This window comes from Rickettsia africae ESF-5 (assembly GCF_000023005.1).
Classification (GTDB): domain Bacteria; phylum Pseudomonadota; class Alphaproteobacteria; order Rickettsiales; family Rickettsiaceae; genus Rickettsia; species Rickettsia rickettsii.
In genome coordinates this window covers 1,267,645-1,278,540 of sequence record NC_012633.1, presented here as the reverse complement: position 1 = coordinate 1,278,540, position 10,896 = coordinate 1,267,645, and the positions used below count along the sequence as shown (strand labels likewise).

Below are 10,896 nucleotides of genomic sequence, written 5' to 3'. Positions count from 1 at the left end.
ACTTTACACACGTAATTGTGGATAAATTTTTTAATAACTTATTATTTTTCCTATTAAAACTTATTAAAAATTTCCTCAAATCCTTATTAAATCAAGTAAATCTAGTGTATTTTCTTTTAAATAAATAGTTTGTGGATAAAATTGTGAATAAATATCATTTTTCTTTGAAAAAATAATCTTTTCTAAGCTATAAATGAATTTTACACTTAATTATCCACTTGTATAAATTCATTACAAACTTATGTGAATAATAATTAAAAATACATATATTTTTAAGAAAATTTTAATGAAAATTTTGTTGATAACTCTGTTTAAAACATTTAATCTACATAATTCTATTTACATAAACAACAAATAATAAATATATTTATTATTTTAATATTTTTAGTAATAGCATGAAGCAAATTATAAATCCGTTAAAAGGAAATAATAATAAAGTACCTATTTGGTTTATGCGTCAAGCAGGTAGATATTTGCCGGAATATAAAAAAGTAAGAGAAACAACAAAAAATTTTCTAGATTTTTGTTATGATGTTAGCAAAGCAACAGAAGTAACCTTACAACCGATAAAACGTTATGGATTTGATGCAGCTATTATTTTTTCCGATATATTAGTTTTACCTCATGCTCTTGGATGGGAAGTGGATTTTAAAGAAAATATAGGGCCTATATTAAAGCAATTCAAATCACAAGAAGATTTTAAATATCTGCAAATCAATCCGAATTATAAATTAGAAAAGGTTTATGAAATAATAAAAAAAGTAAAAAAAGAATTACCATCCCCCATTTCTTTAATAGGATTTGCAGGTAGTCCTTGGACAGTGATGAGTTACATGCTAGAAGGAAAAGGAAAACAGGATTTTAAAACGAGCAAAAAATTCATATATGAAAATAGAATACTTGCTGAAGAATTATTAAATTTTATTACGGAAAAAACAGCTGATCATCTTATAAATCAAGCAAAATCTGGAGCAGATATTTTAAAGCTTTTTGATTCATGGTCAGGAGTACTTGCAGAAGAGGAATTTACTGAATTTGTAATAGAGCCGACAAAAAAGATTATACTAAAAGTAAAAGAAGTTTTTCCAAAAACTCCTATAATTGCTTTTCCTAAAGGAGCAGGATTATTGTACGAAAAATTTATAAAAGAAGTACCGATAGATGTTTTAGCCGTAGATCAAATGGTCCCTCTTAAAAAAATGAAAGAGTGGAGTGATAAAGTAATAGTACAAGGTAATTTAGATCCGGTTGTATTATTAACTAATAAAGAAATTATTAAAGAAAAAACTTATAAAATTCTTCAGGTAATGAAAGGAAAGAATTTTATCTTTAATTTAGGACATGGTATTTTGCCTGAAACACCTACGGAAAATGTAGAATTTTTGATAGAATATGTTAGGTTATATGAAGAAAAGAATAGCAATAGTACTTTTTAATTTAGGCGGTCCAAAAAACCTTAAATCAGTGAAGCCTTTTCTATTTAATCTATTCTATGACAAAGCTATAATTAATCTACCAAATCCTTTGCGTTATATTATCGCTAAAATAATTTCTATTACTAGAGAGAAAAAATCTCAAAAAATTTATTCTTTAATCGGTGGTAAATCTTCTTTACTTCAGGAAACAGAGGAGCAGAAATTAGCACTAACCAAAAAGCTAAAGCAACTTATAAAAGAAGATTTCGCTATTTTTATAAATATGAGGTATTCAGCACCGTTTGCTAAAGAAGTAATAGGTCAAATAAAAAAATATAATCCAAGCGAAATAATATTATTGCCTCTATATTCTCAATTTTCAAGTACTACGACAGGATCATCGGTTAAAAATTTTTTACAAAACCTTGATATTGATATTCCAATTAAAACAATTTGCTGTTATCCTCTAGAAAAAGATTTTATAAAAGCCCATGTTTCATTAATTAAAGAAAAACTATACGATAAAAATTTTCGTGTATTATTTTCTGCTCACGGGTTACCCGAAAAAATAATAAAAGCAGGCGATCCTTATAGTTTTCAGATAAAAGAAACAGTACAAGCAATAGTTAAAGAATTAAATATAAAAGATCTAGATTATAAGATAACTTATCAAAGTAGAGTAGGACCTATAGAGTGGTTAAAACCGAATACGGAAGATGAAATAGAGCTAGCAGGAAAGTTAAAAAAAGACATAATTATCGTACCTATATCCTTTGTATCCGAGCATGTTGAAACACTAGTAGAGCTTGATATTGAATATAAATTAATCGCAGATAAATATGAAATTCAATATACCCGAATTCCAACACTTGGAACAAATAAAATTTTTATTAATAGTTTGACAAATATATTGCTACGATTTATTAATAAGGTTGATACTAATTTAGTTATGAGTAGCTCTAGTACAAGAATATGTCCAAACGAATTTACTAAATGTTTGTGTAAATTAACAAGTTAATAAGGAAAAGAATGGCAAGTTACTATCTATGGTTTAAGTCAGTTCATCTGATATCTGCTATATGTTGGATTGCAGGGCTTCTTTATTTACCTAGAATATATGTTTATCATATCAAAGCTAAAATAGGTAGTGAGCTAGATAGTACTTTACAAGTAATGGAACTAAAATTACTCAGATTCATTATGAATCCAGCAATGATTAGCACATTTATTTTTGGTTTAATAAATGCTCATATTTACGGGTTTGTTGCTCTTGATACTTGGTTTCACATTAAAATGTTTGCAGTATTAGTTTTAGTGATATTTCATGGTTTACTTGCAAGATGGCGAAAAGATTTTGCAAATGGTAAGAATGTCCATTCAGAAAAATTTTATCGCATAGTTAATGAGATTCCGGCTATTTGCATGATTGTTGCAGTGATTATGGTTATAGTGAAACCATTTGACTAGTATACTCTTTGTTATTTGAAAAGGGATTGTTAAAGGTATATAGTCATTGCGAGCAGGAAATAATAACAAACTTCTAAGATTGTGTTTCGTCAATATTTTCTTTTGAAGTAAACTCTGCTACGAGTTCAGGTAGGCTCTTGTTAGTTTGGTTAGATATGTAGTTACTCCCGATTAATTAAACTAAAGCATTGCTTTTAAGCTCTGGACATTCCTATTATAGCTGACTTTTGGTAGAGATTGCTAAACCTAAACCCCGAAATAGTGTTTTACTATTTTAGTTAAAGTTTATACCTAACTTCCTTTAAAAGTCAATCTATAACTTATTTTAAACTAATAATTTATTTATCTAAGAGATTTTTTATTTCTAATGTAAAATTTATTTAGAATATCTATAATTCATAAAAAATAATATGGAACATTATGAATAATAGCGATAAACTTAATAAGTTAGTAATCTTTAAAGATAAAACCATTAGAAGAATTTTGCATAATAACAAATGGTGGTTTTCAGTAGTCGACGTAGTAGGAGCATTAACTGATAGTAGTGACCCTGGAGCTTATTGAAGAAAACTAAAACAAAGGTTAAACGAAGAAAAAAGTGAGGTCATGACAAATTGTCACGGACTGAAATTAACTGCCACAGATGGAAAAAAATATATAACAGACTGTGCAAATACAGAGTTATTACTTCGTATTATACAATCTATTCCGTCTCCAAAGGCAGAACCATTTAAACAATGGCTTGCTAAAGTCGGTTATGAGAGGATTCAAGAAATTTCTGATCCAGAAAAGTCAATTGATAGAGCAAGGGATAATTGGAAACGACACGGTCGTAGCGAGAAATGGATTCAACAACGTATGATGGGGCAGGAAACACGAAATAAATTAACTGATTACTGGAAAAACCATGAAGTAACAAAAGAGAATGAATTTGCTATATTAACTAATCACTTTTGACAGAAATTTCAACACACCGAAATAGCATTTTGCCATTCCGGTTATGATTTTAAAAAAATCAATTAAACTTTACTTCAGGTGGCAACGACATTAATATTGCTTCGACATTTCCATCGGTCATTAAGCCGAATTTAGTACCGCGGTCATATAGCAAATTAAATTCTACATATCTACCTCGCCTTATAAGCTGGTATTCTTTCTGCTCAGCTGTCCAAGGTAAAAATAACTTACTTCTAACGATTTCAGGATATACCGACAACAAAGCCTTACCTACGTCCTGTGTAAAGGCAAAATCCTGTTCAAAATTACCGTTATTTAAGTAATCATAGAATATTCCGCCTACTCCTCTCGGCTCTTTTCTATGCTTTAGATAAAAATATTCATCACATTGCTTTTTGAATTTAGGATAATAGCTAGAATCATACTTATCGCATGCTTCTTTAAAAGCTGCATGAAACTTTACAGTTTCGTTTTTTTCCGGATAAAAAGGTGTTAAATCGCCACCGCCGCCAAACCAACTTTTAGAAGTTTCTATATAACGAGTATTAAAATGCATAGCGGGAATTAGCGGCGATTTAAGATGTGCGACTAATGAAATGCCTGTTGCAAAGAATTTCCCGTCTAGCTCTGCTCCTGGAATTTCGTTGCGGAATTCGGAAGAAATTTTACCAAATACGGTAGATATATTAACCCCAACTTTTTCAAATACTGCTCCTTTCATGAGAGACATGACACCGCCACCGCCGCCGTTACGTTGCCAACTTGAGCGTACAAACTTAGCCGGTTTTAAACCTTTGGTTTGTGCATATTCTTCTTCGATTTTTTCAAATTCTTTGCACAATAAATCACGTAAATTAGTAAACCAACTACTTGTTATTTCTTTATTTTCTATGTTCATAATTATTAAGCAACGATTTAATTACTTTCCTCATCATATACATAATCACTAAAAATACGGTAGCAATGATCATAATATAAAAAGCCGGAGCATAAAATAAGCCTGTGTGCTCTACAAGCCAACGAGAAATAATAGGTGAAGTTCCGCCGAATATCGCTATTGCAAAATTGTAGCTGAAAGCAACACCGGTAAATCTTTGTTCTGCCGTAAACAAGGATATAACGAGTATATAAGCTGTACCTGCTATGCTTCCTGCGAGCATACCAAGCATTGTAAGAGCTATAATTTGTTGCCACATCTCTTCTGTCGACATAAGTAACATGGTCGGTAAAATCAATATCAAGATAGCAACACCAACAAGTATTGCCATTTTAAATTTTCCGATAATATCGGCAGTACCGCCGGCAAGCGGCATCGCTATCATCGCAATAAACGAACTATACGCTAAATATGATAAAGCAATAGTATTACTAAGATGCATTACATTATAATAGAAAACATTTATATATGTTTTTACTAAATACATAACGCTGCTAGCGATAGCACCTATACACATAGTTAAAAATATCGATCTCCAAGCAGTTCTAATTACATTGGAAAAAGGTGCTTTAAGAACTTGTTTCTTTTTCTCAAGCATTTTAAAAATCGGTGTTTCCGATACGCGCAATCGCAAGTAAAATCCTGCAAGACCCATAAACCCGCCAAGCAGAAAAGCAAAACGCCAAGCAAAATCTATATGAGAGAAATAACGTTCTATTATAATACCGATAAATGTTGCAATTAAGGTACCGGCGATATTTGAACCATGTACTAAACCTGCCGTAAAACCCGGTCTTAAATTTTGACGATGTTCAAGGATAAAAATAGCCGCTCCCGTTCCTTCACCGCTAATACATAAACCTTGAATAAGCCGCATTATAACTAGAGTTATAGGGGCATAAATCCCAATACTTGCATATGAGGGTATGAGACCCATAATAAAGGTCGGAATAGTCATACCTAGCATCGAGATTATTAAAGCGATACGTCTACCGTATCTATCACCGATATAACCGAATAATATGCCTCCTATCGGTCTTGTCAGAAAGCCAACCGCAAATACTCCAAGGCTTAGAAGAATTCTAATGAATTCTGATTCGCTTGGAAAAAAAACTTGTCCAATAATCAGCGAAAAAACTGAATATACCGTAAAGTCATAATATTCGAGTACATTACCTGAAATAGCAGATAAAAAAATGAACTTAGACCTATTATTCATCGAGCTTTCAATAACTTAATTACTAATTAGTTATTATAGACAAGTTACATAATTTATAAAGTGTAATTTATAATATTTAATTGTCGGCATTTTAATTCTTGTGGTGATAGTAATATGTTTTTGTGGTTATAAGTTCTTGTTTAATAAACAACCTGAATCAGTTGCAAATGATTTTGAAAAAGAATTAGCAGAATGTGATAAAGCTATAAAACAAAATCCGAATGATGCATATATTGGATATGGATTTAGACTAAGAATACTGGGACTTAGATTTCCTGAAAAATATGAGTTGGCCCTTGAAGTTTATAACAAAGCAATTGCACTAAACTCTAATCATTTTCAGGCTTATCTTAATAAAGGAGCGGTATTAATCCTTATGCTTATAACAATAAAGCAGAAATATTAAGAAAGCTTGAAAAATACGAACTAGCACTTGAAGCATACAATAAAGCAATTGAAATTGATCCTAATTATTCCGATGCTTATTTTAATAAGAGTAAATTATTCGATGAACTTGGAAATTACGAAGTAGCTCTTGAGGCATATGATAGAGCACTCACATATATGCATGATGACGATTTAGATTATTCTGACATATATATAATATAGGAACAATTTTGAGTAGGCTTCAAAAATATGATTTAGCTGTTAAAATGTATAATAAAACAATACAGCTTAATCCTGATGATTTTAGAGCTTACGTGAATAAAGGAATAGTTTTAGGAATTCTTAAAAAATATAATTTAGCATTAAAATGATGCAGCACTTAAATTAAATATCAATGATTATAAAGCACATCTTAATAAAGGCCTTACTTTGGAAAAATTAGGCAAATACGATTTATCTCTTGAATCATACAACAAAGCATTAGAATTAGAGCCAAATGACTTTGAGACACAAGCTCAAATACAAGTATTAGACATACAAAAGGCAAAATAATAGTCATAATTTATTATGACTATTATAACGTACATATTAATTTGGTCATAATTATTATAATATACACGTTATAATGGTCAAGCACTTTATAACCTAGTTATCCTCTAGTGGTACCGGAATTCCTACTTTTGTAAGTTTAGTTCCTTTTGGCTTTTTAATTCCTGCAAATTTCTGTTCTTCTTGTTGTTTTCGTAGTTTTTTTCCTATTTTTGCAGCTTCTCTGCTACCTTTAAGAGCACTTTTTACGGGCTTTGTGTTAATATTCGTAACACCTTTTGAAGTCTTAATACTTCAAATCTTTATCAAAATATTTTACGTTTGTAGCAATACTTAAATGGTAAACTCCGCTACCTTTTTGTATAAACTGATTTTGATTTTGTAAAGCTTTACCTTCTAAATCTAAGAATTTACCATCTTTACCAAAATCACCTACTTCTCCAACTTTTGTACCACTAAGATCATATGCGTAAAGTTTTTCTTCATAAGAAATCTAGGTTGTTTAAAAAGTTCTCTATAGAATTCTTATCATTAGTAAAATTGCCTAATTCATGGGTGCCTATAATTTTCTCTTCTTTGCTTACTACTTTTTAATAATTCCAAGATAGGCTAGAGCTTTTTTAAACTTACCCAAATTACACTTTACCTCAACTTCTACGGGTCTAGAAAATTCTTTTTCTTTTACTTCTTCAACTTCTCCTATAACTAATTGCCCATCTATGGGGCTGCCCAGTTCATCTTTAAAATGAATTAATTTGGCATTTTACTCTATTTAAGTCAGTTTCTTCAGTTTGAAAATGTAGATGTTTTTTTCTGACATAAATTCCTCCTTGAATAAATTGTGGTTTATTTCAAATGTAAAGGAGTAAATTAAATTTTTGCAAGAAGTTTTTATTGTTAGTTATTTCTCAATAAATAACAAATATTAAGAATTAAAAACTACTGTGCCATTCAGCCGCCATCTATCAAGAGTCCACTACCTGTTATTGATGATGCTTTTTTGTCACATAAGAATATTACTAAGTTTGCTATTTCATCAGCTTCTACAAATTTTTTCGTAGCTTGAGATTTAAGGATTACATTTAACGCTGATTCTTTTCACTGATATGTCTAGCTTTAGCAGTATCTGCTATTTGATTCCTTACTAATGGTGTGTTGACGTAACCGGGACAGATAGCATTAACTGTAATATTATTCTCAGCCACTTCTAAAGCAACGGTTTTGGTAAGTCCAAGGATACCATACTTTACTGCTACATATGCCGACTTGAAAGGTGATGCGACATATGCATGAGCGGAAGCGATATTAACAATTCGCTTGAAGCCGTTTTTTCATAATCTGTATTGCGTATTTTGTAGTATAGAAAGATGCTATTAATCTATACGCAAAATTTGCTCCCATTTATCTTCAGAAAATTCATCGATAGGAGCAACATGCTGAATACCTGCATTATTTACTAATATGTCTATTTTACCGAATTCTTTTATTATCCTCTCAAACATAGAATGAATTTCATCAGGTTTTTCCAAATTTATTCCTTGATAAAATACAGCCCTTGCCCCAAGTTCTTTCAATTCTGCTGAAATTGTGGCTACTTCATCTTCTTTTACAAAACCGTTTTTGCAAAATGTTTTGCTATCTCAAGCCCGATACCGCTAGTAGAACCGGTAATAACTGCTACTTTGTCTTTCATTTTTATCTCCTTATAAAATATGTACTGTCATACCGTGGCTTGTACCAGCCAGCTAAATCGTCATTGCGAGCAGAGCCATAGGCTGTGTGGCAATCTCAGAACTTTGGCACTAGATTGCTTCGTCAATTACTTACGTAATTTCCTTGCAATGACAAGAAAATTAGAACCATGCAACAAAGCTGATCAAGTCACGGGATGACATATTTAATCAAGTAATATTTGTCTTTTATTTAAAAGTAACTTATATTAGATTACACTTAAAGAAATAATGTATAAATCTATGGAAATTGTTAATAGCGTTGATGCATCTGTATCTTGCCAGGGCAAAGAACCTCCATATGACCATCCGAAAGTTTATTTAGAGATAGATAAAAAAAAAAAAGAAGTTATCTGCCCATATTGTAGTAAGAAATTTAAACTAGTAACAAAATGACTATAAAATTTCTGTCAGAAAGTACTATCAACCGAATTGCTGCCGGTGAGGTTATAGAAAGGCCCGCATCGGTAGTAAAGGAATTAGTTGAAAATGCTGTTGATGCAAGTAGTACTAAAATAGATATTGTTTTAGAACGTGCCGGTAAAAATCTAATCATTATTTCCGATGACGGTATCGGTATGACTGATAAGGAATTAGAAATTGCTGTTGAACGTCATACAACTTCTAAGTTTGATGAAAGCGATTTTCTAAATATTAATACTTTTGGTTTTAGGGGTGAAGCACTGCCGTCTATTGCTGCTATTAGCAAAATGCTAATTACTTCTAAAAAACGAGATGCCGACAAAGCATTTCAGATTAAGTTAATCGGCGGCAATGAAAAACAAGTTACTATTTCTGTTCATAATGAAGGTACTAAAATAGAGATACGTGATTTATTTTTTGCAACACCTGCACGTTTAAAATTTCTTAGAGCCGATAAAACAGAGCTTGCAGCAACTGTAGATGTGGTTAAGAAAATCGCTCTAGCACATCCTAAAATTTCTTTTAGTTTAACACATGACGGTAAGAATTTATTAAAACTAAAGGGACAAAATAAAGATGCTGAAACTAACCTAAAACAGCGTATAATTGATGTAATAGGTGATGATTTTATAAAAAACGCTGCTTATATAGACTTCAAAACACCTGATTTCTCTATTTGCGGCTATACTAGTAGTCCGACATATAATAGAGCTTCAAGTGAAGATCAGTTTTTATTTATTAATAATAGATCAGTAAAAGATAAATTATTACAGGTAGCTTTAAGGGTAGCATATCAAGATTATTTAGCTCGTGATCGTTATCCGATATGTGCTATATTCTTACAAATCGATCCGCAACTTGTTGACGTTAACGTACATCCGGCAAAAGCAGAGGTTAGGTTTCATGACCCGAATTATGTGCGAAACTTATTAATAGAAGCAATTAAAAATGCTTTAACAAATAAAAGCCATGTTACTTCTACTACTATCGCTTCTGATGCTCTTGAGTTATTTAAAAATCCTTTAGTTAACAAACAATCGCCAGTAAGTAAAGTTATAAATGTTAATAGTAAATCGGCAGATTATAGACCTACTACTCATTCTACACTTAATACAGTTCCTCAAAATCATGTTTGTCAAAAATTAATCGATACATTATCACATGCTAAAATAGAACAAGAAGTAGAAAATCGTATAGAACATGAACAGCAAACCCGTAAACAATATAAACTTGGGGCAGCTAAAGCACAACTTCATACGACTTATATTATTTCACAAACCGAAGATAGTATAGTGATTACCGACCAACATGCAGCACACGAACGTTTAGGGTATGAAAAAATAAAAGATTACCTTAAAACGGAAGAGTTAATCAAACAGCGTTTGCTTATTCCTGAGATAGTAGAACTGCTAAATGAAAAAAAAGCAGATTGTTTATATGACCATAGAGAAAAACTATATAAACTTGGTTTAACTCTAGAAAAATTCGGCGAAAAATCTATTATAGTAACTGAAATTCCAAATATCCTTGGAGATGTAAACGTACAAAAGTTAATTCAGGATCTCGCCGATCATTTATCGGATTTTGGCAAGAATATAGCTTTGACAGAGTTAATCGAGCATGTAACGGAAACTTATGCCTGTCATTACTCTATTAGAGCAGGACGAAAATTATCGGCAGATGAAATGAATGCCTTACTGCGTCAAATGGAAAATACGCCGCTTTCAGGTCAATGTAATCACGGCAGACCTACTTATATTGAGTTGAAGCTTAAGGATATCGAACGCTTATTTGGACGGTAACTCGTTTAAT

13 protein-coding genes and 2 pseudogenes are annotated in these 10,896 nt (G+C 31.4%); 11 read left to right on the top strand and 4 right to left on the bottom strand.

The window, feature by feature from the left end:
- The first annotated feature begins 395 nt into the window (after window positions 1-395).
- From hemE to RAF_RS06965, 5 genes and pseudogenes are all read left to right on the top strand, one after another.
- Complete coding sequence (hemE, locus tag RAF_RS06985) at window positions 396-1,436, top strand: uroporphyrinogen decarboxylase (RefSeq protein WP_012720124.1); 1,041 nt, start codon at window positions 396-398, stop codon at window positions 1,434-1,436.
- Entirely contained in the window at window positions 1,393-2,433 is a 1,041-nt protein-coding gene (hemH, locus tag RAF_RS06980) for a ferrochelatase (protein WP_012720123.1), read from the top strand. The genes hemE and hemH overlap by 44 nt, the downstream gene beginning before the upstream one ends.
- Before the next feature lie 11 nt (window positions 2,434-2,444).
- Window positions 2,445-2,882 carry a protoporphyrinogen oxidase HemJ gene (gene hemJ, locus RAF_RS06975; RefSeq protein WP_012720122.1) on the top strand — a complete coding sequence of 146 codons (438 nt, stop codon included), beginning with the start codon at window positions 2,445-2,447 and terminating at the stop codon, window positions 2,880-2,882.
- Between the two features lie 420 nt (window positions 2,883-3,302).
- Window positions 3,303-3,446, top strand: coding sequence for a hypothetical protein (locus RAF_RS09580; RefSeq protein WP_016830581.1), 144 nt, complete (start codon window positions 3,303-3,305; stop codon window positions 3,444-3,446).
- Between the two features lie 18 nt (window positions 3,447-3,464).
- A pseudogene (locus RAF_RS06965) lies at window positions 3,465-3,839 on the top strand (BRO family protein); the annotation flags it as partial.
- Between the two features lie 58 nt (window positions 3,840-3,897).
- Here RAF_RS06965 and hemF read toward each other — a convergent pair.
- Window positions 3,898-4,737 carry an oxygen-dependent coproporphyrinogen oxidase gene (hemF, locus tag RAF_RS06960; protein ID WP_012720121.1) on the bottom strand — a complete coding sequence of 280 codons (840 nt, stop codon included), beginning with the start codon at window positions 4,735-4,737 and terminating at the stop codon, window positions 3,898-3,900.
- Window positions 4,721-5,995: an MFS transporter gene (locus RAF_RS06955; RefSeq protein ID WP_012720120.1), complete on the bottom strand. Its 1,275-nt coding sequence runs from the start codon at window positions 5,993-5,995 to the stop codon at window positions 4,721-4,723. The genes hemF and RAF_RS06955 overlap by 17 nt, the downstream gene beginning before the upstream one ends.
- A gap of 136 nt (window positions 5,996-6,131) precedes the next feature.
- On the opposite strand from RAF_RS06955, the gene RAF_RS09000 reads away from it, so the two are divergent.
- Genes RAF_RS09000 through RAF_RS08455 form a run of 4 tightly spaced genes read left to right on the top strand, consistent with a single transcriptional unit; the run spans window position 6,132 to window position 6,934 of the window.
- Entirely contained in the window at window positions 6,132-6,401 is a 270-nt protein-coding gene (locus RAF_RS09000) for a tetratricopeptide repeat protein (RefSeq protein ID WP_148206978.1), read from the top strand.
- Complete coding sequence (locus tag RAF_RS08995) at window positions 6,362-6,604, top strand: tetratricopeptide repeat protein (RefSeq protein ID WP_148206985.1); 243 nt, start codon at window positions 6,362-6,364, stop codon at window positions 6,602-6,604. Before RAF_RS09000 ends, RAF_RS08995 begins: the two co-directional genes overlap by 40 nt.
- An 8-nt stretch (window positions 6,605-6,612) precedes the next feature.
- On the top strand, window positions 6,613-6,753 hold the full coding sequence (locus tag RAF_RS08460; RefSeq protein ID WP_016926668.1) for a tetratricopeptide repeat protein: 141 nt from the start codon (window positions 6,613-6,615) through the stop codon (window positions 6,751-6,753).
- A gap of 58 nt (window positions 6,754-6,811) precedes the next feature.
- Window positions 6,812-6,934: a tetratricopeptide repeat protein gene (locus tag RAF_RS08455; RefSeq protein WP_083762134.1), complete on the top strand. Its 123-nt coding sequence runs from the start codon at window positions 6,812-6,814 to the stop codon at window positions 6,932-6,934.
- A gap of 948 nt (window positions 6,935-7,882) precedes the next feature.
- Here RAF_RS08455 and RAF_RS10810 read toward each other — a convergent pair.
- Together RAF_RS10810 and RAF_RS10215 are read right to left on the bottom strand one after the other, a co-directional pair.
- Window positions 7,883-7,963 carry a hypothetical protein gene (locus RAF_RS10810; protein WP_268738944.1) on the bottom strand — a complete coding sequence of 27 codons (81 nt, stop codon included), beginning with the start codon at window positions 7,961-7,963 and terminating at the stop codon, window positions 7,883-7,885.
- Window positions 7,964-8,013: 50 nt separating this feature from the next.
- Window positions 8,014-8,505 (bottom strand): annotated as a pseudogene (locus RAF_RS10215) (SDR family NAD(P)-dependent oxidoreductase).
- Between the two features lie 387 nt (window positions 8,506-8,892).
- Between RAF_RS10215 and RAF_RS08440 the strand changes: the two are divergent.
- Both RAF_RS08440 and mutL read left to right on the top strand, forming a co-directional pair.
- Window positions 8,893-9,057, top strand: a complete 165-nt coding sequence (locus tag RAF_RS08440) for a zinc-finger domain-containing protein (RefSeq protein WP_010977913.1) — start codon at window positions 8,893-8,895, stop codon at window positions 9,055-9,057.
- Window positions 9,054-10,886: a DNA mismatch repair endonuclease MutL gene (gene mutL / locus RAF_RS06940; RefSeq protein WP_012720119.1), complete on the top strand. Its 1,833-nt coding sequence runs from the start codon at window positions 9,054-9,056 to the stop codon at window positions 10,884-10,886. Before RAF_RS08440 ends, mutL begins: the two co-directional genes overlap by 4 nt.
- Window positions 10,887-10,896 lie beyond the last annotated feature (10 nt).